The organism is Leifsonia sp. RCC_180, assembly GCF_058138205.1.
This window is the reverse complement of the sequence record NZ_CP200340.1, coordinates 2,013,986-2,038,437: the sequence shown is the minus strand read 5'-3', so window position 1 is coordinate 2,038,437 and position 24,452 is coordinate 2,013,986. Positions and strand designations below refer to the sequence as shown.

Genomic DNA, 24,452 nt, shown 5'->3' with positions numbered 1-24,452 from the left:
TGGGTCACGGTACCGGGACCACCGCGAAGTTGTCCCAGCGGGTGGTGACCGGGATGTCGGTCGCCGTGCCGGAGACGTACGTCCGCAGGCCTGTCGTACCGGCCACCTGGAGGGCGGCGGTGCTGTCGGTCGCGCTGAGCGTCCAGTTCGCCGGCTCCGTACCGCTGGCGAGCCAGACCTTGGCGCGGACGGTGGTGGGCGAGGTGCCGAACACCTGGACCCGCACCTTCAGCTGGTCGCCTGCGTTGGCGGTGAGCCCGGCGATGTTGGCCGCCGTGAGGGTGGTGGAGCCCTGCAGCAGCTGGAGCTGCACGGCGCCTCCCGCCTTCACCCAGACCCGGCCCTCGTAGTCGGCCGAGCCGACCATGCGGCCGATCGCCGAGTAGTAGATGCCGCCGCCGGTCGCCGCCTTGTCCGCGGAGATCGTCACCGTCACATCCGACCTCGTCGAGGTCACCGTGTTCAGCGTCGCGGTCTTCGTGGTGCCGGCCGCCGCCACCTGCTGGCCGAGGCCGTTGGTGGTGTTGAAGCTGGTGGCGCCGCCCGAGAGCGTCCACGCCCCGCCGATGTCGGCTGTGCCCCAGCCGTTCGCGGTGGTCCGCTCGAAGCCGTCCTGCGCGATCGCATTGGGTGCCGGTGCGGTGGCGGTGACGGGCTTGGTGGCCGTCCCGGTGCCGCCGCGGTTGTCCGTCACCGTCAGCGTGATCGTGTAGTTGCCGGCCGCTGCGTAGGTGTGGCTGGCCGTGGCCCCGGTGCCGGTGGATCCGTCACCGAAGTTCCAGGCGTAGGAGGCGATGGTGCCGTCCGGGTCGGACGACGCACCTCCGTTGACTGCAACCGCCAGGTTGGTGACCGTGGCTGTGAAGGACGCGGTCGGCAGCTGGTTCGGCGGGACGGTGGTCGTGACCGGGTGCTGGACCGAGGTGGTCAGACCCTTGTTGTCGGTCACGGTCAGCGTCACGGTGAACGTGTCACCGGTGGCGTAGGCGTGGGTCGTCGTCGCACCCGTTCCCGTCGCTCCGTCTCCGAAGTCCCAGGCGTAGGAGGCGATGGTGCCGTCCGGGTCGTTGGAGGCCGTGCCGTCGAACGAGGCCGACAGGTTGGTCACCGACGGGGTGAACGCGGCCACCGGGGCCTGGTTCGGCGGCGGAGCCTGCACGGTGATGTCGTGCGTGATGCTCACCGGGGTGCCCTTGTCGTCGGTCACCGTCAGCTTCACCGTGTACGGTCCCGCGGCTGCGTAGCTGTGGGTCGCGGTCACGCCGGTCCCCGTCGCTCCGTCTCCGAAGTCCCAGGCGTAGGACGCGATGGTTCCGTCAGGGTCGGACGAGCCGGAGGCGTCGAACGAGGCATCCAGGAAGGTCGCGTTCGAGGTGAATGCGGCCACCGGGGGCTGGTTCGGCGGCGGTGCGGTCACCCCGACGTTCTGGGTGGTCGCGTTGGTCGCGCCCTGGTTGTCCGTCACCGTCAGCGTCACGGCGTAGACGCCGGTGCCGCCGTAGGTGTGGGATGCGGTCGCGCCGCTCCCCGTCGTGCCGTCTCCGAAGTCCCAGGCGTAGGAGGCGATGGTGCCGTCCGCGTCCGTGGAGGCCGAGGCGTCCACGTTCACCGTGAGCACCGAGGTGTTCTGGGTGAACGAGGCGACCGGGGTCTGGTTCGGCAGGGTGCCGGTGGTCGCCAGGCTGTAGTGGTTGGCCACATCCTGAGCCGACAGCACCGTGGAGTAGACAGCCGCCTCATCCAGCGTGCCGCTGAAGTACGGGCTGGTCGAACCCCAGGTGTTGTCCCCGCCGATGCGCCAGTAGCCGTTGTAGGCCTGAGCGCCGGTCTGCGGGTTGGTGCCCACGAGCGCGCCGTCGATGTACAGCTTCATGCCGTCGGCGCCCTGCGAGGCGACCGCCTGGTGCCACTGGTTGTTGTTCAGCGGGTTCGGGGTGGTGATGGTGTTCGTCTGGCCGGTCCAGGTGCCGAACACGAGCCGTCCGTCGTCCTGCATGTAGACGTGACGGTCGTAGCTGCCCGACAGCCCGGTCTTGGCGTCGCCGAATCCGATCAGCTTGCCGCCCTTGGTGGTGCTGGTCTTGAACCAGATCTCCTCGGTGTAGGTGGTCGGATTGGAGAACTGCTGGTTGCTCGTCACGAGGCTTCCGCCAGAACCGAAGAGCGGAGTGTTGAACTTCACCGCTTTGTCCGCGGTTCCAGGGAGCACTCCGGTCTGGTTCTTGGTGGTCGCGGTGCCCGAGTAGGTGCCGTTGTTCGTGTACGCGTCGGCGCTGTTGGCCGTCGATCCGCTGGTCTCGTCGAGACGCCAGAAGATGTCCGGGTTGCCGTTGTACACCGCGGCGCCGTAGGCGTCGGCGGGTGCCGGCGCCAGAGGCGACGGGCGTCCGGAGGCGACGTACTGGTTCACGACCACACTGCGGTCGAGGACCGTCGGGTAGATCGCGACCTGCCCGATGCTGCCGGAGAAGAAGTTGCTCGCCGGCTGGCTGGTCCAGCCGCCGATGTTGTCTCCGCCGACCCGCCAGTAGCCGGTGTAGCCCTGACCGCTGGTGACATCGGTGCGGGAGCCGACCTGCTTGCCGTCGATGTACAGCCGCATGCCGTTCGCGCCGAGGGAGGCGGTCACCTGGTGCCATTGCCCGTCGTTGAGGCCGGCGGCACTGTTCAGCGTCTGGACCGATCCCGGGTACACACCGAAGTAGATGCGTCCGTTGTTGTCCATGTAGACGTGACGGTCGTAGCTGCCCGAGTTACCGGTGTTGGCGTTGCCGAAGCCGATGATCTTGCCGCCGCTGGTGGTCGTGGTGTTGAACCACGCCGAGACGGTGAACGTGTCGGGCCCGGTGATCGCGGTGGGCGTGACGGCCAGGCTGGTGCTGCCGTTGAACGTGCTCGCCGTCACTCCGGCGATCGGTCCTGCAGCGCTCGGGGTGACCGCGGTCTCCTGCAGGTCGTTGAAGCCGATGTGGTCGAACGCGGTGGTGCCGCTCGCCTCATCCAGCGGCCAGTAGGAGGATGCGCCCGCCTGCGTCACCGAGTCGGCGTACGGGCCGCCGCTGTTGGTGGCCGCGACCGTAACCGCGTTGGTGTCACGCGAGGTGGTGTTGTTGAACGGGTCGTAGACCTTCACGTGGTAGATCGGGTGGCTGCCGGGCGTGAGGCCCTTGTCCGTGAAGCCGATCATGGGCCGCGTGTAGAAGTTGGAGCGCACGGTCGTCTGGTACACCGGCGTGGTGCCGGCGTCGCGGTACACCTTGTAGGTCAGGTAGCCGTTGTCCATGTCGTAGGTGGCTGCGAAGCTGACGCGCACCTCACCGGCGTTGAACGACGCTGCGGTGGGGGTGAGCGGGATGCCCTGCGGGCCGACCTTGTTGGGAGCTGCGGACGGGACCGCGAACCGGGCGAGGCCCTGCGACGCGATGCCGTTCACGGTCGGGAACTCGCCGCCGTAGACGACGTACTTCGAGTTGCCCGAGACGCTCCAGGTGGCCTGGCTCTGCCCGGTGAAGGTGCCGACGGTCCACTTCGGGAACCAGTCGAGCAGCGACGGGGACGGGGTGCCCGCCCAGTTGTAGTAGCCGTACGGGTCAGCGGTGATGGTGCCGGTCGCAGCCTTGCTGAACGCGATGGAGTTGTAGAACGTCCAGGTCGGGCTGGTCTGCGGGAAGCCGCCGATGTTGCCGCAGTAGTGCGGGTGGCCGGCCACGTACAGCGGGCCGTTGTCGCCCTGCGGGTAGATCGAGTACGTGTCGCCGTGGCAGTCCTCGACCCAGTTGATCGCTCCCGTGTTCGGGTCGGCCGAGAAGCTGCCCTCGAGGTTGCCGCCTGCGCCGAAGACGTAGCCGGAGCCGTAGATGCGGTCGCTGGTGGCGTACAGGGCGGTGATGCTCGCCTGCGTGCCGGCGTTGCGCACCGTCTGGTTGGCCGCGAACGGCAGGATGGCCGCCGTGTTCGCGTCGACCGCAGCGAGGCCGTAGTTGGCGACGCCGCCGATGTTCTGGAAGCGGCCGCCGACGATCAGCTTGGAGCCGTCCTTGGTCAGCGTGAGCGCATCCACTGCGGCGTCCGCGTCGGCCTGCCAGTTGAGGGTCGAGCCGTCGGTCGCGCTCACCGCTCCGACGTACTTGCGTGCGACGCCGTTGATGGTGGACGCGTCGCCGCCGGTGTAGACCACCGTGTTGGATGCGGCGACCGCGCGGGTCTGCGACTCCATGATCGGCTTGAACGAGCTGACGATGGTGTTCGTAGCCGTCGAGAACGCCGCGAGCCGGTAATAGCCCTTGCTGTCGATGGAGGTGAAGTCACCGACCACGTACACGCGGGTTCCGTCCGGCGACGCTGTGATCCCGAGCGCCTGTGCGTTCAGGTTCGGCGCGAAGGGGAGCAGCGTGCCCGTGGTGATGTCGTAGGCGAGGAGGTTGTTGCGCGCGACCTCGTTCGTGCCTGCCGGCGACCCTGCCGGGCGGGCGGAGGTGAACTTGCCGGCGACGTACACCGTGTTGCCGACGACGGTCTGCGCCCAGACCACGCCGTTGACCTGCGGCGTCGGGAGCACGTCGTCGCTGACGGTCACCGGCGTCGCAGGGTTGGTGGGATCGGGTGGCGCCGTGTCCGCAGCTGCGGGCTGAGCGATCGCAAGGCCGCCGAACACGAGGCTTGCGCCCACGAGTGCGGAGGTCAGGATGCCCAGCGAGCGAGAGCGAGGGCGGTGTGGTGTGCGCATGACAACCTCGGTGTCTGTGTGGTCGGGAAGACGGTGGTCGGGGAGGGGGTGGTCGGGGCGGTGCTGGTGGAGCGGTTCGTTGCCGGGGGTGGGGCGGGGGCGCATCAGTACGCCCCCACGGGATGTGTCAGAACCTTGACGGTGCGCCACATGATGACGAGGTCGCCGGTGAGCGACCAGTTCTCCACGTAGTAGAGGTCGAGGCGGACGCTCTCCTCCCATGAGAGGTCGGAGCGGCCGTTCACCTGCCACATGCCGGTGAGGCCCGGCTTGATGTACAGGCGACGGTGGACGTGGTTCTCGTACACCTCCACTTCGGAGGGGAGCGGCGGGCGCGGGCCGACGAGGCTCATGTCGCCGAGGAAGACGTTGACCAGCTGCGGGAGCTCGTCGAGCGAGAACTTGCGCAGCGTCCGACCGACGCGGGTCACCCGCGGGTCGTGCTTCATCTTGAAGAGGAGGCCCTGGCCGTCGTTGTTCTCGCGCAGGGCGGCGAGCCGCGACTCCGCGTCGATGACCATGGAGCGGAACTTGTACATCGTGAAGCGCTCGCCGTTGCGGCCGACGCGCTCCTGCGCGAAGATGACCGGCCCGTTGTCGTCGAGCTTCACGGCGATCGCGACGGCGAGGAACAGGGGAGAGAGGATCAGGAGCGCGAGCCCCGACGCGAAGAAGTCGAAGGCCCGCTTGAGCACGTGCTTGCCGCCCTCGAACTGCGGGATCTCCACGTGGATGAGCGGGAGCCCTTCCACCGGACGGAAGTGGATGCGGGGACCCGCGACGTCGGTCAGCGGGGAGGCGAGCACGAGCTCCGTCGCCGTCCCTTCCAGCTTCCAGGCCAGCTTGCGCACGAAATCGCCGCTGCTGAGGGCGCGGCCGGCCACGATCACCGTGTCCGCGCCCAGCCGCGCCGCAGCGTCCGCGACCCCCGACAGGTCGGAGACGATTGGGATTTCGCGCTCGGGGGCGGCGATGTGGCGCCGGAGCTCGGCGTCCTTCTTCGCCCCCTTGCGCTTTCCGGTATCGAGAGCAGCGCCCACGACCTTGTAGGCCGCTCCCGAGTTCTGGTGGATCTGGTTCACGACGTAGTCGACGTCGTCGAAGCGGCCGACCACGAGCGCTCGCGAGAGGTAGTGGTCGAACGTGCGCTGGCGGATCAGCCAGTGCCGCCACAGCCAGCGCGAGAAGAGCACCCCGGTCATCCCGACCGGGAGAGCGACGATGAAGTAGCCGCGGGCGATGTCGACCTTCGCGACCAGGAAGAAGATGGCGAGAACGCCGAAGGTGATGGCGCTCGCCGAGACGACCCGGCGGTACTCGGAGACGCCGAGGCCGACGACCCGCGGATCGCGGGTGTGGTAGACGGACAGCGTGAACAGCCAGGTCGCGGCGATGAGCAGCGACAGGTAGAGGTAGTCGATGTGGAAGCCGGACGTCGGTGCGGCCGCGTCGTCGAAGCCGAAGCGGACGAACACCGCCCCGATGGTGGCCACCAGGATGATGGCCGTGTCCGTTGCGAGGAGACGATAGCGGTACAGGCGGGCCCAGGTGCGTCCCGAGATCAGCCCGGCCAGTTCGGCGGGTGCGACGGGTGCGTGGAGGCGGGGGCGGATGACGGTCATGCGGCCGCCTCCGTCTGCTGGGCCACCGGGGAGCCGACGGCGGCTGGGGGGAAACCGTGGTCTCGAACGGCTTCACCGCCGCCGACTCCGCTCAGGGGGTGACGTCCGTGGCTTTGCGCGCGCCGAGCGCTCCCCAGACGGATGGGGTTGAGTGCGGGAAGCGCTCGGCGCGGCAGAATCGGGTACACGGGTGTCACCTGCGGGTCGGGTTGGTGTTGCATCGGGTGGTGTGATCGGGTGTGGTCGAGAGACTTAAAGTGACTGTTCCTCACCAATGCACAAAAGTGAGAATACATCGCTTTCACAGGTTCGCGTCACCCGCTTTTGGGGGTGAAAATTGCTCATTTTCGCTCGGCGAAGCTGCTCACGACGTTCGTGTCGGTCGTCACGCCTATGCTGGGGCGCATGTGCGGCAGGTTCGCGATGGACGACAGGGTCAACGCCGAGATCACCGAATTCGTTGAGGCGACCGGGCGGCGGCCCGAGGAATGGACGGCCGACTGGGAGGCCGATTACAACATCGCGCCGACCGACGACATCCCCGTGCTGATCGACTCGGCGAAGACCCGCGAACTCCGGTTCGAGCGCGCGCACTGGTCATTGGTGCCTTCGTGGTCCGACACCCTGAAGCTGAAGTTCCCCACCTTCAACGCGCGGGCGGAGGAGATCGCCGAGAAGTCGACCTGGAGGAAGCCGGTCCAATCGCACCGCGCCATCGTGCTCGCCCGCGGCTACTACGAGTGGCAGGGTGAGAAAGGTCACAAGACGCCGTACTTCATCCGCTATCCCGAAGGGCGGCTGATGGGCTTCGCCGGCCTCTACTCGTGGTGGCGCGACCACAGCAAGGAAGAGGACGACCCGGAGCGCTGGGTGCTGACGGCGACCATCCTCACCTCGGATGCTGTGCAGACCCTCGCCGACATCCACGACCGCAACCCGGTCATCCTGCCCGAGGAGCTGTGGCAGCACTGGATCGACCCGTCGATCGTCGGCGACCAGGCGCTCGTCGACGAAGCCGTGCGCGCGGGTGTCGCCGAGGCGCAGACGCTGCACTTCGACCAGGTCGCACCGTTCAAGACGAGCGACGACGGGCCGCAGCTCATCCAGCCGGTCGAAGCCGCCTGAGCCCGCTCACCGGGTGATGCCGCTCACCGCGTGAGCTCGATGATGTCGCTGCGGTGGGTCTCGATGTGTCGGCCCGTCTCGGCGAACCCGAGTGTGTGCAGGTCGCGGAGGCCCCAGGTGTCTTCGACGCCCTCGATGTCCAGTTCGATGAGCCAGACCCGCTCGATACCGTCGAACCGTCCGCGATGGTCGGCCTGAGCGACCGAGTACTGGCGGTCTGCCCATCCGTCATTGCGGTAGTACGGCACACGGAGCGTCGGGTCCTTCAGTCCGGCGAACCCCGCCGGGTAGGTGCGCATCGCCAGGCGAGGGCGCTGCGACGGCTTCGCCGACTGGTCGAACACCACGGCGTCGCCGGGAGCCGCATTGGTTGCCATAGCTGCGCTGACCTCCGCCCAGTCGCTGTCGTTCTTGGCGTAGGGCCCGCGCTGCAGCACGTAGACCGGCGCGCACAGGGCGACGAAGACGAGGGTCGCGGTGACGGTCGCGCCCACCACGCGTCGAGGGTCACGGCCGAGGCGCCGCCCGAGCACCAAGATGCCCTCGGCGACCAGGAGGGCCGCCGCCGGCGCCGCGAATGTCGAGTACCGGCCGGTGTACAGCGGAAACGCCGCATTGACCAGCAGCAGCACGCCCGTCGGGAGGAACAGCCAGGTGGATGCGACCAGCACCGTCGAGACGGGACGCGACCCTGGAGCGACCGGGCGGTTTGCGCGCAGCCGCCACGCCCGCCAGGCCGGCCACAGCGCCACACCGATCAGCGCCCAGGCGGCGATGGCGACCCACGGCATCCCGAACCAGAGGAAGTAGTACCAGATGGACGGGTCGTCCGGTGTCTCGCCCAGGTACGCGATTTGATTGCGCTCGAGATAGGCGAGCACCGCGAGCGGCACCAGGGTGAGTACGGCGGCTGACGAGGCCAGTGCCCAGCAGCGCGCGGTCGCCCGCGACGCCCGCGAGGCCAGCAACGTGACTCCATGGGCGACGAGCAGTGTCGCCGTGTAGAGAAAGAGGTACGAGGTCAGCGCCATCCCCGCGCCGTACAGCACCCAGGCGAGCCTGCGCGCGCCCGGCGTCAGCCGCCGGCCGCCTCCGTCGATCAGCCACAGCAGCAGGAGGGTGAGCCACGCGGCCGCGGCAGCGGTGAAGGCGTACGAGCGCGCCTCCTCGCCGGCGTAGGTCAGACGGGGGAGTACGCACGCGACGACCCCGGCCACGAGTGCTGCGCGCCTGCCGCCGCGACGACCGGCGATCAGTGTCACGGCTGCGACGGCCGCCCCGACCGCCAGCGCGCTCGGCAGGCGCAAGGCGAACGCGCTCTCCCCGGCCAGCCGGATCCACCCGTGCATGCCGAGGTAGTAGAGGCCGTGCACCGCATCCACGTGGAGCAGCATCCCGAGCAGGCTGCCGACCGGGCGTTTCGCCGACAGGAGGGTCGCCGCCTCGTCGCCCCACAGCGACGGGACCCAACTGAACGCGGCGGACAGCACCGTCGCCGCCAGCCCGAATGCGAGCGCGATCGTCCACGGCCCGAGCCTGCGCGGCGGCCGGACGGCTCGGGTGTCCGGCTCGACGAGGACGGTCATATCTCAGCTTCTAGACGTCGGACGGGAACACTGTCGAGACAACCAGCAAACCCTGGGCTACGAATGGGCGAGCGCTACCGAAACTCACAGGCGGCGGGTAACCGGATCCCGGGCAGCCCTGCTGCTCACGCCGGGTGCCCGGGATCCGCCCCACACACGCCGGGAACACTCCGGCGCCGTGCGGCGCCGTCGTCACATCCAGCGTGCTCATTCTCAACGCTAAGCGGGCACACCGAAAGGCGGCAGGGGATGACGGCCGTCAGCGGAAGTGGTACCCGCGGGCGCTCACACCTCGCCGCGCCGGGCGCCGGCCCACAGGTCCACACCGGCGTCGACGGCGTGCTCGTCGATCGCAGCCAGCTCGGCATCCGTGAACGACGTCGCGCCCAGCGCGGCAACGTTCTGCTCCAGCTGGCCGACGCTGCTCGCTCCGATGACGAGGGAAGTGACGCGGTCGTCGCGCAGGGCCCACGCCAGGGCGAGCTGCGCGAGCGTTTGACCTCGCGGGCCGGCGATGTCGTTCAGCGCCCGCAGGTGCCCGATCGCCTCGTCGGTGAGCCAGCCGGTGTCGAAGGAGTCGCCCCGGGTCGCCCGCGACCCCTCGGGCACGCCCTCGAGGTACTTGTCGGTCAGCATCCCCTGAGCCAGCGGGGTGAAGCCGATGACGCCCACGCCGAGCTCGTCCACGGTGTCGAGCAGTCCCTCGGACTCGATCCAGCGGTTCAGCATCGAGTACGACGGCTGATGGATGAGGAGCGGCGTGCCGAGGTCGTCCAGGATCTCGGCGGCTCGCCTGGTCTCCTCCGGGCTGTAGGAGGAGATGCCGACGTAGAGCGCCTTGCCTGAGCGGACCGCGGTGTCGAGCGCCTGCATGGTCTCCTCCAGCGGCGTCGAGGGGTCGGGCCGGTGCGAGTAGAAGATGTCGACGTAGTCGAGGCCCAGGCGTTTCAGCGACTGATCGAGGCTGGCGAGCACGTACTTGCGGCCGCCGCCTCCCTGGCCGTACGGGCCGGGCCACATGTCCCAGCCGGCCTTGCTCGACACGATGATCTCGTCGCGGTACGGCGCCAGGTCCTCGCTGAGGATGCGGCCGAAGTTGATCTCGGCGGCGCCGTAGGGCGGGCCGTAGTTGTTGGCCAGGTCGAAGTGGGTGACGCCGAGGTCGAACGCCCGCCGCACGATCGCCCGCTGCGTCTCGAACGGCCGGTCGTCGCCGAAGTTGTGCCAGAGGCCGAGGGACAGCGCGGGCAGGTCGAGGCCGCTTCGTCCGGTGCGGCGGTAGAGCATGTCGTCGTATCGGGAGGGGTTCGCAACGTAGGCCATGCGTCCACATTCGTCCCTGCGCCGTGGGAAGTCCAACCGCTGCGGGTGATCGGATTCATCGACCCCCTTGCTACATCCGCCGGTCGGGGCGTGACTGGGGCCATGACCGACGAACTGACCCCCAGCGACGACTCCACGACGCCGGGCGCTCCGCAGGGCGCCCCCGCACCGTCCGACACCCCCGTGCACGACCAGCCCACGGCCGCCGGCCAGGCGCCCTCGGGAGGAGCGTTCGACCCCACCCCGGAGCTCCCGGCCGACGAGGAGAACGCCGACACCCTGCAGACGGACGCGCTCGCCGACGAAGAGCAGCCCTGACGTTCCCTTGCCGACCGCCGGCCGCCTCCGCCCTCCGCCGCCCTCCGCCCTCCGCCCTCCGCCCCTCCGCCCTCCGGCTATCGAAGGAGATTCGGCCGTTTCGCCGCCGAATCTCCTTCACTACTGCCAATCGAAGGAGATGGGAGCGGTTACATCCTTCGATAGCACCCCCGAAAACGACAGCGGCGGCCGTGCTCGAGGTGAGCACGGCCGCCGCTGCGGTCGAAGGAGTGATCAGGTCCGGTTGGCGCCTCTCCTCATCCAGCCGACGATCGCAGTGATCACGAAGAACACCAGGCCGAGGATGGCGAGCCACAGCAGTCCCTTGATGGCGAAGCCGAGGATGGCGAGGACCAGCCAGATCACCAGCAGAATCACGATGAGAGCTATCATGCCTTCATCTGACTCCCGCTGAGCCGTCTCGTCAACAGGCTCTGCGGCCCGGGCGTGCCTAACGCACCGGCAGCTTGGTGTCGTCCTGGTGGTACAGGAACTCCTCCAACGGGTACGGCTTGTGCTCGATGGCTGCGGCGATCGCGAGCTGTCCGATCACCGTCTCGACGACCGCGCGCTCGAAGATGCCCAGCCCGGACGGAAGTTGTACGACCGTCAGGTTGGCGTGGCCGGCTCCCGGCACCGCCGACGCGTCGGCGGCCGTCACGAGCACGACCGGCACTCCCGCATCCAGAACCGACCAGGGGATGCTGAGCTCCCGCCCGTCGCCGAAGATCACCAGGGCGTCGTCGTCCGACAGCACCTCCATCGGCCCGTGCAGGTACTGGAACGTCTCGAACGCGGAGCTCGGCGTGCGCAGTCCCTCCCGCACCATGAGCGACAGCTCGGCCGCCGCGGTCAGCGAGCCGCCCCGGCCGACGACGTCGATCGTCTTCGCCGCCGCGAGCACGCGGCCGACCGTCTCCGCCACGTCGGCGTAGTCCCGGAGCGCGTCGGCGGCCCGCGACGGGATGCGAGCGCCCTCCGCGCCCGAATCGAGCGCACCGACATGGTCGAGCAGCAGCGCGTACGCCAGAATCGTCGCGGTGAATCCGCTGGTGTAGACGGGCGAGTCGGGGAACCCGCCGAAGCCGAGCACCGCACCCACCTCGTCCTTGATCGGCTGACCGGGGAAGTTGCTGAGGCCGATTCGCGTGCCCGCAGCGAGCGTGCGCGCGGCCGCGAGCGGTTCGGGGCTGCGGCCCGACTCGGAGACGACGATGCTGTGGTCGGCGCGCACGCGCTGCAACCCGTCGGCGACGTCCGACGCGACGAAGGCGGCGGCCGGGCGGCCGATGGCTCCGAGCGCGGCGACCAGCGTGTGCGACGAGTTGAGGGATGCGCCCATCGCGACGACCGCGACGCTGTCGTCGGCGCCCCAGTGCGGCAGCGAGGCGGCGGCGAGGTCGCGCAGCAGCGTCTCGTGGGCGAGGGCGAGGTTCTCGGGCTGAGCGCGCATGGCGTCGACGAATGAAGCTGTGGGTTCCATGGAGATCTTTCTGTGAGGGGAGGGGTGGTCGCTCAGCCCTTGACGGCGCCGGCGGCCATGCCGCTGACGACGTAGCGCTGGAAGATGAGGGCGACGACGATCGGCGGGATAGCGGCGAGGATGCCGCCCGCTGCGACGAGGCCGAAGTCGGTGGTGTACCGGCCGGCGAACTCGCTGATCGCGACCGGCAGGGTCTTCGCCGCGTTCGACGAGGTGAAGATGAGCGCGTACATGAATTCGTCCCACGCGAGCAGGAACGCGAACATGATGGCCGCGAAGATGCCGGGCCGGGCGGCCGGGAGGACGACGCGGAACAGGGCGCCGAGCCGGGTCGCGCCGTCGATGCGCGCGGCCTCCTCCAGCTCCTCGGGGATCGTCAGGAAGTAGTTGCTGAGGATCCACAGCACGAACGGCACGACCAGCGAGCAGTCCACGATGATCAGGCCGATCACGCTGTCGAGGAGGCCGAGCGAGTTCAGGATGAGGTACAGCGGGATCAGCAGTGCGATCTGCGGCAGCATGTACGTCGCCAGAAAGAGGATGAGCACCGCCTGACGGAAGCGGAACCGCAGCCGCGCGAACGCGTACGCACCCAGGATGCCGACGACCATCGAGACAGCGACGGTCCCGACCGCGACGATGGTGGTGTTGGCCAGTGCCGCGCGGAAGGTCGCGCCGACGCTCTCCCCGCCGCCGCGGAAGATCAGCTCGTACCGACTCCAGTCGAGCGTGTCCGGTATCCACTGAAGCGGTGTGGAGATGAGGATGCGCTGCGGCGTCACGCTGGCGGCCACCATCCAGCCGAACGGCAGCAGGATGATGATCGAGACGACAACCGCGGCCGCGTGGATGAGGATCGAGTTGCGGGTGGTCCGTTTCACAGCAGGCTCATCTCGGATCGGCGCAGCATGCGGAGGTAGATGAAGGTCAGCACCAGGATGACCAGCACGATGATGTACGACAGTGCAGCCCCGACCCCGAAGTTCTGGTCGGAGAAGGCCGTCGTGTACGCGTAGTACGCGACGGTCTGCGTGCCGTTCACGGGCCCGCCGCGGGTCATCGCGTAGATGATGTCGAACACCTTGAACGCCTCCACCGTGCGCAGCACCAGGACGATCGAGATCGACGGCACCAGCATCGGCAGCACGATGGAGCGGAAGATCCGCGGCCAGCTGGCCCGGTCGACCTTGGCCGCCTCGTACATCTCTGTCGGGATGGACGTGAGTCCGGCGAGCAGGAAGAAGGCGACCAGCGGGGTGGTCTTCCAGACGTCGGCGATGATCACCATGTTCAGGGCGAGCGTCGGATCGCCGAGCCACGCCTGGTACTGATCGATGATGCCGAGCTGGGTGAGCGCGGCGTTCAGCGACCCGTACTGCGCATTGAAGATGCCCTTCCACATCGCCGCGTTGACGATGGTGGGGATCGCCCACGGGATGATGACTATCGCGCGGAACAGCCAGCGCGCCCGCAGCTTCGCGTTCAGCAGCCCCGCGACGATCAGGCCGAAGACCAGCTCCAGGGCGGTGGAGACGAGCGTGAAGTACAGCGTCCGTCCCATCGCCGCCCAGAACCCGGATGACGTGAGGACGTCGACGTAGTTCTGAAGCCCGACGAACGGGGTGTCGGTCGCCAGGGCCGAATTCACCTCGAAGAACGAGATGAGGAGGGTGCGGAGGATGGGGTAGACGATCACCCCGAACACCGCGAGCGCGGCCGGGAGAAGCAGCCAGAAGGCGAGCCTCCCCTGGTTGTCGCGCTTGCGGCGGTTACGGCGACCCTCGGCGGTGGGGGTGCGTCGCTCCGTCTCGACTCCGGCGACCGACACGCCGGTCATCCGAGGGTCTCGTTCGCGGCCTTGACCGCGTCGTCGAGGGCCTGCTGCGGGGACTTCTTGCCGAGCAGCGCGTTCTGCAGCTCCACCTGGATGGCCTGCGAGACCGAGTTGTAGTTCGCCACCGGCGGCCGGAGGATCATCGAGTCGTACGCCTTGCCGGCGGCCGCGAAGACCTCGGGGTTGGTCTTGGTGATGTCCTCCTTGGTGTAGCTCGACTTCCAGTTCGTCATCGAGCTCTTCACGTACTTGTCCTGCACGGCCTCGCTGGTCATGTACTCGACGAACTTCCACGCGGCCAGCTGGTGCTTCGACTTGGCTCCGATGGAGAGGGCCATGGAGCCGTTGACGCCCGGGTTGTCGCCGTTCGGGCCCGCCGGCGGCGGGGTGACCGCGATCTGGCCGACGACCTTCGAGATCGACGGGTCGTTCTGGTCGCGGAAGGTCGACTCCCAGTTCAGCTCCATCGCCGTCTTGCCGGAGGCCATGGACTTGTCGGTGTCGTCTTCGAGGAAGGTGGTCGACGCCGGGTCGGTGAGTCCCTCATCCAGCGACTTCTTCATGAACTCGAGCGCCTGCACGCCCGCACCCTTGTTGATGGCGAGCTTGCCGCTGGAGTCGGTGAACTGCCCGCCGTAGGCGCCGAGCAGTTCGGCGTAGTCGCAGACCAGCGCTTCGGCCTGTGCCCAGCTCCAGGCGATGGGATACTGCACGACGCCCGCGTCCTTCAGCTTCTTCGCGACCGTGAGGACGCCGTCCCAGGTCTTCACGTCGTCGGCCGAGGCACCCACCTTGGCGAGCATGTCCTTGTTGTAGAAGAACAACTTGGTGGAGGGTCCCCACGGCACGCCGTAGTACTTGCCCTTGTACTCGGCGCTGGAGAGCGCCCCGCCGAGCATGTCGCTCTTCCACGAGTCCGGGAAGCGCTTGGTCACATCCGTGATGATGCCCTTGGATGCGAACTCGGCCGGCCAGATCACGTCGAGGTGGACCACGTCGTAGGTGCCGGCGGGGGCCGAGGTGACGATCTTGTCGTGCAGGGCCTCGTAGGCGACGAAGGTCGGCTTGACCGTGATCTTCGGGTTCTTCGCCTCGAACGCCTTGATCATCGAGTTGACGTCCGACTCCGAGTAGCCGGCCTGCTTCATGAACAGGGCGTTGATGGTCCCGGTGCCGTCGCCCTCGCCTCCCGACGAGTTGCCGGCGCCGGTGACGCTGCACGCGCTGAGCGCGAGAGCGGCGGTCGCCGCGAGCGCGAGGCCCGCGAGGCCGCGGCGGCGCCCGGTGGATGTGATTCTCATGACTTCCTCCGTGATGGTGTTGTTGGTGCGAAGGGGACAGCGGTGGCCGCCTCCGTGAGCCGCCGGGCGAGCGCGAGCGCGCCGCGGACCGGCGGGACGTCCAGCAGGTGGATGGAGTGGGTGAGGCCGCGGGCGCGGAGGCGCTCGCCGAGCGCGTCGAAGAGCCGCGGTTGGTGGCTGATCACGCCGCCCGCGCAGACCACGTCGGTGCCCGCGGCACCGCGCCTGTGCACGAGTTCGACGCTGTGCGCGAGCTCGTCCGCTGCGGCATCGATCACCCGGGTCGCGCGGGCGCTTCCCGCCTCGGCGGCGGCGAAGACGAGCGGAGCTGCGGCGCCCCACACCGTGACCCGGGGCCGCACCGTGAGCGCGTTCGAGAGGCCGACGATCTCGTGCACCCCGAAGTGCGCGTAGAGGGCGTCGGCCAGGGCGTCGCGCGGCTCGTCCTCATCCACCGCGTCGAAGAGGGTGCGGACGGCGTCGCGGACCAGCGCCGGCGCGCTTCCCGGGTCGTTCAGGATGTAGCCGTAGCCGCCGGCGCTCACCAGCGTCCCGTCGGCGCGGCGGCCGACGACCTTGCTGCCGGTGCCGGCGATGACCGCGATCGCTTCGTCGAAGCCCGCGGCCGGGCCGACCAGTTCGACGTCGTTGACCGCGAGGGCGGGGCCGTCGTGGAGCTCGGCGAGGGTTTCGGAGAAGGCGAGGGTCTGCGCCTCGCTGTCGAGTCCGTGGGCGCCGACGACGAGGGGAGCGGTGTCTGCGCCGGACACGTCGGCGAGCAGGTCGAGGAGGCCGCGGACGTTGTCCTCCGCGTGGAGGTCGCCGCCGTGCTGCCAGTCGGCGGTCTTCACCGACCGGTCGAGGAGCGCGCCGCCGGCGTCGTCCTCGACGCACAGGTGCGTCTTGGTGCCGCCGATGTCGATTCCGACGATCACGTCTGCTCCTCTGCGTCGCTGTAGGGAAGGCTTCTTCTTTCCTATCGGAGTGAGAAGAAGTAGCCCAAACCTAGAGCCCCGCCCGCGGACCTGTCAAGAGTGCGGAAGGAGGGAACGGGTCAGAACGCGAGGTAGGCGAAGCCGTTGACCTCGGCGGCGGCGAGTTCCGCCGCGCCCAGGAGCACCGCATCCTCACGGTGGGTGGCCGGTTCGATGCGGGGGACGCGGATGATGCGCCCGCGCAGCCGCTCTTGAATACCGGGGATGACCGTGTCCGAGCTGCCGACGAAGCTGCTGCCGACCACGACGAGCTCCGGATCGAGCACGATCACGAGCGCGGCCACTGCGATCGCCACCATGTCGAGGATCTCGTCGGCGAGCTCCTTGGCGTCGGGGTTGCCGTCGCGGGCGAGCTCGAACACGTCCTCCGCGGTGAGGGATCCGGTAGCCGGGATGGGCATCCCGCGCTCCCGCGCTCGCTGCGTCAATGCAAGCGAGCCGATGCGGTCCTCGAGGTCGCCTCGCGCGTCGTACGAGCGCTCCAGGGAGGACCGCTCCATCAGCAGGTAGCCGATCTCGCCGGCCTCCGCCCGGGCGCCGCGGTGCAGTTCGCCGTTGGCGACGATGCCGGCGCCGAGCCCGTTTTCGAGGAAAAGGGCCACCAGGCTCGAGAGCCCGCGGCCGGCGCCGGTGTGCAGCTCCCCGAAGGCGAGTGCGTTGGCGTCGTTCTCGACGACCACCGGAAGGTGCGTGCGCTCACGCAGCAGCGTCCCGAACGGCACGCCGGTCCAGCCGAATTCGGGCATGGTGCCGACCACGCCCTCCGGTTGCTGCACCACGCCGGGCACGGCGATGCCGACGGCGAGGCAGGGTGTGCCCATCGAGTCGGCGGTCGAGATCAGATCGTCGAACAGCCGGAACACCTTGCGGAGCTCGCGGTCCTGGTCGGGTGCGCGCTGCGCGTCGCCGGCACCGGCGTCGGCGCCCTCGTTGGCGGTCCGCGGCCCGAGCGGGACCGAGCGCCGGAAGACGACCTTGCCGTCGAAGTCGACGAGGATGCCGGTCACCGTCTCTGCGCGCAGTTGGATCGCTGCGACGAGTCGCGAGCTCCCGGCGTAGCGCAGCAGCACCGACGGCCGGCCGCCGGTCGACGGCTCCTGCCCCGCGGCGACCACCAGGCCGTCCTCGATGAGGGATGCGGTGAGCCGGTTGATGGTGGCAGGGCTGAGGCCGGTCTTCACGCCGAGCTGCTGGCGGGAGAGGGCGCCGGATTCCCGGAGCGCCTCGATGATCGCCGTCTGGTTGACGCGCGCGAGCGTGCTCGTTGTGGCGGTCGCTCGCGTCCGTTTCGCCACCGGCTCCTCCTCGTCCGTGCCCAGTGCAGTCGGTCGCCGGAGCGGCCTGGGGAAACTTTACTATCGCAGTGGACGGATCCGGTTGTCCGATCCGGCCGCCCCGAACCCGCCGCGCAGCACCTCGAACAGGTCATCGAGCCGCGCCCGCTGGTCCGCTTCGAGCGATTCCGCGGGATCGCCGGCGACGAGGCGACGCGCGGCCTGCACCAGCACGGTCTCGTACCCGGCCGTGAAGAGGGCGGCGAGCAGCGCGGCATCGCCCTCGAACGCCGGATCGCGCGCGAGCTCGCTTTCGAGCGTCCCCCTCAACTCGGCACCGAGTTCCCTGGCGCGGGCCGTGAGCGCGGCCGAACCGGCGACGGTGCGGAAGAAGGGGATGGAGCGTTCGTCGATGCCGGAGAGGGGATGCCGTTCCTCGAGCAGGCGAAGCGCTGTCGCCCGCAGTGAGTCGAGCACGTCCGTCCCGTCCGGGCGGTCGCGGACGGCCGCACGGAGCAGCTCTTCCGCGTCGGCGGAGCGGTCGAGGTAAAGGTCCTCTTTGCGCGGGAAGTGTTTGAAGACGGTGACGCTGGAGACGCCGGCCGCGCGGGCGACATCGGCGACCGTCACGGCGTCGAACCCGTGTTGCACGAACAGCCCTGACGCGATCCCGGCGATGCGGGCGCGCGTCTCCGGACCGCCGCGTTCACTTGTCCTGGGCATGCTCTCCCGCTTCCCTCCCACGTAAGGGTTGTGCGACTAAGTTTAGTGACATAACCTTCACTCATGTCCGCCGAACGAACCGCTCCCATCATCCCCGACCCGAAGGCGTCCCCCGCGCGCCGCACCCCTGCTTCTCTGGGGGAGGCGTGGATCGCGCTCGCCGGGCTCTCCGCCGTCTTCCTCTTCGAGATGCTCGACAACTCCATCCTGAACGTGGCGCTGCCGACGATCGGCCGCGAGCTTCACGCGTCGACGACCGGACTGCAATGGGTGACCGGTGCGTATGCCGTCGTCTTCGGCGGGTCGATGCTGGCCTTCGGCGCGATCGCCGACCGGTACGGCCGTCGACGCGTGATGCTGGTGGGCCTCCTGCTGCTGGGGCTCGCCAGCCTCGCGACGGCGTTCGTGACGACCGCCGAGGAACTCATCGCCGTCCGTGTCGCCATGGGCCTGGCCGCGGCGATGACCACTCCCGGCTCGATGGCCCTCGCCTTCCGGTTGTTCGCCGCCGACGAGCTCCGGGTGAAGGCGATGACCCTGATTTCGACGGTCGGACTGGTCGGGCTGGCGATCGGACCGACCGTCGGGGGTCTCGTTCTCGCCGTCGCACCGTGGCAGGTGCTGCTGCTGGTGAACGTACCGATCGCGGCGCTGGCCATCGTCGGCGTGCGCCTCGGCATCCCGGCGGACGACCCGTCCGGGCTCCACCGCGAGCCGGTCGACCTCGCCGGCGCCGCGCTCGGCACGGCCACGATCGTGCTCGCGCTGATCGCGCCCACGTTGTTCGTGGAGGCGGGAGCCCGGTCCTGGGAGCCGTGGGTCGTCGTCTGCCTCGCGCTGGCGTCGGGCGTGCTGTTCGTGATCCGCGAGCGATCGGCGCGGCATCCGCTGCTCGATCTCGCACTGCTCGCGCATCCCCTCGTCGCAAGCGGGCTGGCGTTCAAGGCAGCCGCCTCGCTCGCAACCGCCGGGCTCGCGTACCTGGTCACTCTGCAACTCCAACTCGACTGGGGCTGGCCACCTGCGCTCGCGGCCGTCGGGATGCTGCCGCAGGTCGTCGTGCTGATCGCCGGCGGAGCGGTGATCGGTCCGTTCGTGCGGAAGGTGGGGCTCGAACGTGCGGCCGGGATGAGCGCTGTCGCCGTGGTCGCGGGCCTCGCGGTGTACGCCACGCTGGGCCGGCTCGGCTACGTCTGGGTCGCCCTCGCGCTCGCGCTCGTGGCGGCGGGCATCCGGGTGGTCGGTGTGGTGGCCGGGACCAACGTTCTTCGGGGACTGCCGGAGAGCAGGACCACCACGGGTGCGGCCCTCACCGACACGGCGTCCGAGGTCGCGTCCGGTGTCGGTCTCGCCGTGGCCGGCACCATCCTGGCCGCGCTGTTCCTGGGCGACCTCGCACACGCGGGGTGGTCGGTGCAGCAGACCGGCGAGTTCCGTGCGGCCGTCACCGTGGCCGGCCTCGCGCTCACCGCCGCCACCGGTGCGCTGGTCGCGTTCGGCTTCGTGCGGGCTCGGCATGGGGATGCGGGGTGACCGCTCCGGGGGCCACTCGAAGTGGGGCGAGCCCGGCCTTGGCCCGGAGGCCTACCGTGGGTGGCATGTTCCCGTTCACTCGCGACGCGACGCGCCGGCGGCGGCCCGACCCCGCTGTCGGCTCGTTGCTCGCGGGCGCCATGGCGGGCGGGATCCGCGACATCTACGGCCACACCGTGACCTACGCCCCGGAGGACCTGGTCTACGTCGAGCGTCTGTTCACCGACCTCGCCGGCGATGACGGCTTCGTCGGGGACGAGTTCACGCTGCAGAGCCTGGGCTGCCTGATCGGCGAGATCCTGGTGCGGACGGACGGCGGCCACTGGTCCCGCGTCGCCCACCGCCGCGGCGCGCCGGATGATGCGGGACTGGAGGTCGTGCTCCCCAACGGCCGCGCGGTGAACCCCATCCGCGCCGCCTACGACCGTGCGGATGGACGCGAAGACTCGTCCGTCATCCGGTTCCGGCAGCTGGCGCTCGCGTCCTGAGCGCCGTAGGGACGGGCTAGCGCGCATCCCCTGACCGCGCCCATACTGTGGCCCAGATCGGCCGCAGCGTGGTCCGGCCGGCGAGCAGACGAGGGGGTCGTCGATGGATGCGATGACGGCAGACAGGCGCGGACGCACCGGCCGTCGACTGGTGGCGATGGCCTCAGGCGGCCTTCTGATCGCGGCGTTGGCCGGCTGCGCGTCGCCCAATCCCTCGGACTTCACCGGGACCTGGACCTCCGACCACCCGTCCGGGACCACCCTCGATCTGAAGGACGGCGGCCAACTCTCTGGCAACGACGGCTGCAACACCCTGACCGGCACCTGGACCGAGTCGAAGAACGCGATCACCTTCAGCAAGCTGGCGACCACGCAGATGGCGTGCGAAGGTGTGGACGCGTGGCTCGGCAAGGCGGCGAGTGCCCGGACAGACGGCGACACGCTGAACGTCTACGACTCGGCCGGGACGCAGATCGGAGTCCTCGACCGCTGACGAAGGGGTGACCACGATGTCCAAGACGCGGCTCGAGGCTTTCAGCGACGGCGTCCTCGCGGTCGCGATCACGCTGCTGGTCCTCGACCTCCGCGTCGAACCGGGGGAGCCCGGGGGACTGCTCGCGCAGCTGCTGGCCGCCTGGCCGTCGTTCGCCGCCTACGTGGTCAGCTTCCTGGTGATCGGGGTGATCTGGGTCAACCATCACGCGGTCGTGCGTCTGGTGGAGGTGGTGGACCGGATGCTGCTGTTCTGGAACCTGATGCTCCTCATGTTCGTCACGACCATCCCGTTCACGACGGCCACGCTCGCCGGGGCTCTCGCGGACGGCGACGCGGCGGACATCCGGGTCGCCGCCGTCCTGTACGGCGGAGCGATGACCGGGATGGCCGTCATGTTCACCCTGCTGTACGGCCGCATCTCGGCGGTGCTCGTCACGACGGGGGAGATGGATGCGGCGGCGCGCAGGCGCTCGATGCTGCGCTTCGGCGCCGGCACCGTCCTCTACCCCCTTATCACCCTCGTCGGGCTCGTGAGCGCTCCCGCGATGCTGCTCGCGGCCGCCGCGCTCAGCCTGTACTACCTGTTCAACCAGACCGGGGCGTCCGAGCGGGAGCCGCGACCGGCCGCCTAGCGCCCCTCCTACGCCGAGCCGCGGACAGCTAGTGTGTGGCGTGCGAACTCACGGGGAGGAGGCTGCGTGCGGGTGGTTACCTGGCTCGGTCGGCACGACCCGGGCTTCAGCGCCCTGCGCCGGGCCGGACGTGCGGCGATCGTCGTGCCGTTGCTGTTCCTCGTCGGCAGCCAGGTGCTGCGGAATCCCGAGGTCGCGCTCTTCGGTGCCTTCGGGTCGTTCGCCATGCTGCTCTTCGTCGACTTCAGCGGGCCGCTGAGGGAGCGGATCCAAGCGCAGCTCGCCCTCGCGGCGGCCGGAGCCGCGCTCGTCACCCTGGGGACGTTGGCGTCCTCGCCGGTGTGGCTGTCAGCGGTCGCGATGGCCGTCGTGGCGTTCGGTGTCCTGTTCGCCGGGTCGGTGAGCTCGGTGATCGCGTCGGCGTCGACGTCCCTCCTGCTCGCCTTCATCCTCCCGGTGACCCTGTCGGGCACGGCCGCATCCATCGGTCCCCGCCTGCTCGGCTGGGGTCTCGCCGCGGTGGTCAGCGTCGTGGCGATCTCCGTGCTGTGGCCGGCGCCCGTGCGCGAGCCGCTGCGCGGTCCGGCGGTGGAGGCGTGCCGCGCCCTGGCCGCCCGTCTCCGCACCGCGGTCGAGCCGCCCTCGGGCACTGAACCCGCGGCAGCCGATCCCGGAGGCGATGCTGCTGTGGCGACGCTGCAGCGGGTGTTCCTCGCCACCCCCTACCGACCGACCGGCCTGAGCGCGCCGGCGCGCACCGTCGTCCGGCTGGTCGACGAGCTCACCTGGCTGGATGCGGTGATCGGCCAGTTCCTCCGGCACGGGCGAGGGGCGGCGACAGCACCGGACGCGGCGGGCTCTCCATCCGCGGCGGACTCGGCCGCCTGGAGCCTGGGCGCCACCGCGGCGGACGTACTGGAGGAGGGCGCCGCGCTCCTCGCGCAGCACGGCGGCGACCCGGCGGCGGTGGAGGCCGCGCTCGGCCGCCTCGCCGACGAGCGCAGCAGGGTGGAGGTCGTGACGCTCGCCCCCGCGCCCATGCCCTCCGGGCTCGTCGGCCTCGGCGCGGCCGAGCAGTTCGCGGCGGCCCTCGGCCCGGGTTTCCGGGCGCAGGAGCTCGCGTACGCCGTGGCGACCGTCGCCGGCAACATCGTCCTCACCGCCCGGGCGGAACGCCGGACCTGGTGGCAGAGGATGCTGGGCCGGCAGCCGGGCGGATTGAGCGGCCCGCTCGCCGCCGCGACCGAGCGGGCCACCGGCTTCGTCGGGAAGACGTCGGTGTGGCTGCGCAACAGCATCCGCGGCGGCATCGGCCTCGGGATCGCCGTCCTGGTGGCGAAGCTCACCGGCGTCCAGCACTCGTTCTGGGTGGTGCTTGGCACGATGTCGGTGCTCCGGTCGAGTGCCCTGAGCACCGGCCAGACCGCTCTGCGCGGTGTCGTGGGCACGGTGGTGGGAGTGGTCGTCGGGGCCGCGGCCCTGTTCGTGATCGGGGCGCATCCTGTCGTGCTGTGGCTGGTGCTGCCGCTCGCGATCCTCGTCGCCGGTGTCGCGCCTGCGGCGATCTCGTTCGCGGCCGGGCAGGCGGCGTTCACCATCGTCATCGTCCTGCTGTTCAACGTGATCGCGCCGACGGGTTGGACCGTCGGCTTGATCCGGATCGAGGATGTGGCGCTCGGCTGCGCGGTGAGCCTCGGCGTCGGCGCCCTGTTCTGGCCGCGCGGCGCGTCGGCGTCACTGCGGTCCGCGATCGGCGACGCCTACCTGGCCAGCGTCGACTACCTGCGCGCCGCGGTCGACTACGGGATGACGCGCTGCGATGAGACGGCATCCGATCATCCCGAGCCCCGGCAGCAGTCGATGCGGGCCGCTGCGGCCTCCCGTCGTCTCGATGACGCGTTCCGCACCTACCTGACGGAGCGCGGGTCCAAGCAACGTCCCCTCGCGGAGGTGTCGGCGCTGATCACGGGGGTGGCCGGCGTGCGCCTCGCCGCCGACGCCATTGTGGAGCTCTGGCGCGGGCAGGCAGCCGGCGATGGCGATCGGAGCGCCGCTCGGGAGGCCCTCGACGGCCGGGTGGAGCGCCTCGTGTCCTGGTACGGCGGGCTGACGACCGCGCTCGTCGCACGGGAGGAGCTGCCGGGCCCTGCCGGCTCGGACCCGTCGGCCAACGGCGTGCTGGCGGCCGCCGTGCTCGGCGAAGCGGGTGACATGACGCCGACCGCCACCGCGGTGCGCATCATCTGGACGGCGGACTACCTGGAGGTCGTCCGCCGCCTGGAGGCTGCGATCGTGGCGCCGGGTGCGCCCGCCGACACCTGATCGCCCCCATTTTGACCCCCAAGTTGGGGTCCGCACTTTGGTGGACAGAACGGTATTGTCGTACCAACCCCAGCGGCCCCGAACCAATGGGGGGATGCACCGTCGTCGAGCGATCGGCGATGGAAAACCCGATCATCCGTTACCGTCGACGCTGATGCCTGCGCGTCATCACATCAACGTTTGCGCTTTTTATGGAAAGTACCCGAAGCTTCCATGCTGCGAAACATCGACCCCATTATTCATGGTCCCCTTTTGACTGCCATCGAGGCGGTGAAGCCGGGACGCTGGATCGCGATCACCTCCGTAGGAGGTCCGGCCGCCGTTCCCACGATCGACGTGGACACTCCCCTCGACCGGATGGCGCCCGCGCTGTTCCAGGTCGTCCCGCTGAGCGCACAGGCCGAGCCGATCATCGGCTGGCTGGCCGACGCCGCCGACGATGACGCCCTCGACGCGTTCTTCACGGTTCAGGGCTCGGCGCGGGATGCGGAGCGACGATCCTTCGAGATGGGCCGCCTCCTCGAGGTGCCCGCCCACGCCTGGGACAACGTCGCGCTGACGATCACGGTGGAGTCGCCGGCCGCGTTCACGTTCTTCGTGTGCACGGGCGGCAGCCAGCATGAGCTGGTCGACCTCCTCGCTCCGCGCCAGCGCCAGGCCGCCTGAGCCCTC

Annotated in this window: 20 protein-coding genes; 8 read left to right on the top strand and 12 right to left on the bottom strand. The window is 69.6% G+C overall.

Going from position 1 to position 24,452, the window contains the following annotated elements; translation table 11 throughout:
- Positions 1-4: 4 nt before the first annotated feature.
- The gene (locus AB7E03_RS10085) at positions 5-4,726 is read right to left on the bottom strand and encodes a PKD domain-containing protein (RefSeq protein WP_489941280.1); all 4,722 of its coding nucleotides are present in this window, start codon (positions 4,724-4,726) and stop codon (positions 5-7) included.
- A gap of 104 nt (positions 4,727-4,830) precedes the next feature.
- Positions 4,831-6,348, bottom strand: coding sequence for a sugar transferase (locus AB7E03_RS10080; RefSeq protein ID WP_489941279.1), 1,518 nt, complete (start codon positions 6,346-6,348; stop codon positions 4,831-4,833).
- Between the two features lie 405 nt (positions 6,349-6,753).
- Here AB7E03_RS10080 and AB7E03_RS10075 point away from each other — a divergent pair, with 405 nt between their 5' ends.
- Entirely contained in the window at positions 6,754-7,473 is a 720-nt protein-coding gene (locus tag AB7E03_RS10075; RefSeq protein WP_489941278.1) for an SOS response-associated peptidase, read from the top strand.
- Positions 7,474-7,496: 23 nt separating this feature from the next.
- Here the strand turns inward: AB7E03_RS10075 and AB7E03_RS10070 are convergent, their stop codons facing one another.
- Positions 7,497-9,059 carry a glycosyltransferase family 39 protein gene (locus AB7E03_RS10070; protein ID WP_489941277.1) on the bottom strand — a complete coding sequence of 521 codons (1,563 nt, stop codon included), beginning with the start codon at positions 9,057-9,059 and terminating at the stop codon, positions 7,497-7,499.
- A 285-nt stretch (positions 9,060-9,344) separates the two neighbouring features.
- Positions 9,345-10,382 (bottom strand): L-glyceraldehyde 3-phosphate reductase, encoded by a 1,038-nt coding sequence (gene mgrA, locus AB7E03_RS10065; protein ID WP_489941276.1) that lies wholly within the window; start codon positions 10,380-10,382, stop codon positions 9,345-9,347.
- 102 nt (positions 10,383-10,484) lie between these two features.
- Between mgrA and AB7E03_RS10060 the strand changes: the two genes are divergently transcribed.
- Complete coding sequence (locus AB7E03_RS10060; RefSeq protein WP_489941275.1) at positions 10,485-10,700, top strand: hypothetical protein; 216 nt, start codon at positions 10,485-10,487, stop codon at positions 10,698-10,700.
- A gap of 234 nt (positions 10,701-10,934) precedes the next feature.
- Here AB7E03_RS10060 and AB7E03_RS10055 read toward each other — a convergent pair whose 3' ends face one another.
- The 8 genes from AB7E03_RS10055 to AB7E03_RS10020 all read right to left on the bottom strand — a co-directional run bounded on the left by AB7E03_RS10055 (position 10,935) and on the right by AB7E03_RS10020 (position 18,310).
- Positions 10,935-11,093, bottom strand: a complete 159-nt coding sequence (locus AB7E03_RS10055) for a hypothetical protein (protein ID WP_489941274.1) — start codon at positions 11,091-11,093, stop codon at positions 10,935-10,937.
- Between the two features lie 58 nt (positions 11,094-11,151).
- A complete protein-coding gene (locus tag AB7E03_RS10050; protein ID WP_489941273.1) occupies positions 11,152-12,183 on the bottom strand; it encodes an SIS domain-containing protein in 1,032 nt (343 codons plus the stop codon).
- Positions 12,184-12,215: 32 nt separating this feature from the next.
- Positions 12,216-13,064, bottom strand: a complete 849-nt coding sequence (locus tag AB7E03_RS10045; protein WP_489941272.1) for a carbohydrate ABC transporter permease — start codon at positions 13,062-13,064, stop codon at positions 12,216-12,218.
- Positions 13,061-14,020 carry a carbohydrate ABC transporter permease gene (locus tag AB7E03_RS10040; RefSeq protein ID WP_489941271.1) on the bottom strand — a complete coding sequence of 320 codons (960 nt, stop codon included), beginning with the start codon at positions 14,018-14,020 and terminating at the stop codon, positions 13,061-13,063. Before AB7E03_RS10040 ends, AB7E03_RS10045 begins: the two co-directional genes overlap by 4 nt.
- A complete protein-coding gene (locus AB7E03_RS10035; protein WP_489941270.1) occupies positions 14,017-15,318 on the bottom strand; it encodes an extracellular solute-binding protein in 1,302 nt (433 codons plus the stop codon). The genes AB7E03_RS10040 and AB7E03_RS10035 overlap by 4 nt, the downstream gene beginning before the upstream one ends.
- Complete coding sequence (locus tag AB7E03_RS10030) at positions 15,315-16,253, bottom strand: N-acetylglucosamine kinase (RefSeq protein WP_489941269.1); 939 nt, start codon at positions 16,251-16,253, stop codon at positions 15,315-15,317. The genes AB7E03_RS10035 and AB7E03_RS10030 overlap by 4 nt, the downstream gene beginning before the upstream one ends.
- Before the next feature lie 119 nt (positions 16,254-16,372).
- Positions 16,373-17,608, bottom strand: a complete 1,236-nt coding sequence (locus AB7E03_RS10025; protein ID WP_489941268.1) for an ROK family protein — start codon at positions 17,606-17,608, stop codon at positions 16,373-16,375.
- Between the two features lie 60 nt (positions 17,609-17,668).
- Positions 17,669-18,310: a TetR/AcrR family transcriptional regulator gene (locus tag AB7E03_RS10020; RefSeq protein ID WP_489941267.1), complete on the bottom strand. Its 642-nt coding sequence runs from the start codon at positions 18,308-18,310 to the stop codon at positions 17,669-17,671.
- A 63-nt stretch (positions 18,311-18,373) separates the two neighbouring features.
- Between AB7E03_RS10020 and AB7E03_RS10015 the strand changes: the two genes are divergently transcribed.
- From AB7E03_RS10015 to AB7E03_RS09990, 6 genes are all read left to right on the top strand, one after another.
- The gene (locus AB7E03_RS10015; protein WP_489941266.1) at positions 18,374-19,843 is read left to right on the top strand and encodes an MFS transporter; all 1,470 of its coding nucleotides are present in this window, start codon (positions 18,374-18,376) and stop codon (positions 19,841-19,843) included.
- Positions 19,844-19,908: 65 nt separating this feature from the next.
- Positions 19,909-20,331 (top strand): hypothetical protein, encoded by a 423-nt coding sequence (locus AB7E03_RS10010; RefSeq protein WP_489941265.1) that lies wholly within the window; start codon positions 19,909-19,911, stop codon positions 20,329-20,331.
- Between the two features lie 103 nt (positions 20,332-20,434).
- Positions 20,435-20,824: an META domain-containing protein gene (locus AB7E03_RS10005; protein ID WP_489941264.1), complete on the top strand. Its 390-nt coding sequence runs from the start codon at positions 20,435-20,437 to the stop codon at positions 20,822-20,824.
- 16 nt (positions 20,825-20,840) lie between these two features.
- Positions 20,841-21,458: a TMEM175 family protein gene (locus AB7E03_RS10000; protein ID WP_489941263.1), complete on the top strand. Its 618-nt coding sequence runs from the start codon at positions 20,841-20,843 to the stop codon at positions 21,456-21,458.
- A 66-nt stretch (positions 21,459-21,524) separates the two neighbouring features.
- Positions 21,525-23,780, top strand: coding sequence for an FUSC family protein (locus AB7E03_RS09995; RefSeq protein WP_489941262.1), 2,256 nt, complete (start codon positions 21,525-21,527; stop codon positions 23,778-23,780).
- A 252-nt stretch (positions 23,781-24,032) separates the two neighbouring features.
- Positions 24,033-24,446, top strand: a complete 414-nt coding sequence (locus tag AB7E03_RS09990) for a hypothetical protein (protein ID WP_489941261.1) — start codon at positions 24,033-24,035, stop codon at positions 24,444-24,446.
- Positions 24,447-24,452 lie beyond the last annotated feature (6 nt).

Coding starts and splice junctions, on each gene's coding strand:
- AB7E03_RS10085 (WP_489941280.1), bottom strand. CDS start 4,726: ATGCGCACACCACACCGCCCTCGCTCTCGCTCGCTGGGCATCCTGACC.
- AB7E03_RS10080 (WP_489941279.1), bottom strand. CDS start 6,348: ATGACCGTCATCCGCCCCCGCCTCCACGCACCCGTCGCACCCGCCGAA.
- AB7E03_RS10075 (WP_489941278.1), top strand. CDS start 6,754: ATGTGCGGCAGGTTCGCGATGGACGACAGGGTCAACGCCGAGATCACC.
- AB7E03_RS10070 (WP_489941277.1), bottom strand. CDS start 9,059: ATGACCGTCCTCGTCGAGCCGGACACCCGAGCCGTCCGGCCGCCGCGC.
- mgrA (WP_489941276.1), bottom strand. CDS start 10,382: ATGGCCTACGTTGCGAACCCCTCCCGATACGACGACATGCTCTACCGC.
- AB7E03_RS10060 (WP_489941275.1), top strand. CDS start 10,485: ATGACCGACGAACTGACCCCCAGCGACGACTCCACGACGCCGGGCGCT.
- AB7E03_RS10055 (WP_489941274.1), bottom strand. CDS start 11,093: ATGATAGCTCTCATCGTGATTCTGCTGGTGATCTGGCTGGTCCTCGCC.
- AB7E03_RS10050 (WP_489941273.1), bottom strand. CDS start 12,183: ATGGAACCCACAGCTTCATTCGTCGACGCCATGCGCGCTCAGCCCGAG.
- AB7E03_RS10040 (WP_489941271.1), bottom strand. CDS start 14,020: ATGACCGGCGTGTCGGTCGCCGGAGTCGAGACGGAGCGACGCACCCCC.
- AB7E03_RS10035 (WP_489941270.1), bottom strand. CDS start 15,318: ATGAGAATCACATCCACCGGGCGCCGCCGCGGCCTCGCGGGCCTCGCG.
- AB7E03_RS10020 (WP_489941267.1), bottom strand. CDS start 18,310: ATGCCCAGGACAAGTGAACGCGGCGGTCCGGAGACGCGCGCCCGCATC.
- AB7E03_RS10015 (WP_489941266.1), top strand. CDS start 18,374: ATGTCCGCCGAACGAACCGCTCCCATCATCCCCGACCCGAAGGCGTCC.
- AB7E03_RS10010 (WP_489941265.1), top strand. CDS start 19,909: ATGTTCCCGTTCACTCGCGACGCGACGCGCCGGCGGCGGCCCGACCCC.
- AB7E03_RS10005 (WP_489941264.1), top strand. CDS start 20,435: ATGGATGCGATGACGGCAGACAGGCGCGGACGCACCGGCCGTCGACTG.
- AB7E03_RS10000 (WP_489941263.1), top strand. CDS start 20,841: ATGTCCAAGACGCGGCTCGAGGCTTTCAGCGACGGCGTCCTCGCGGTC.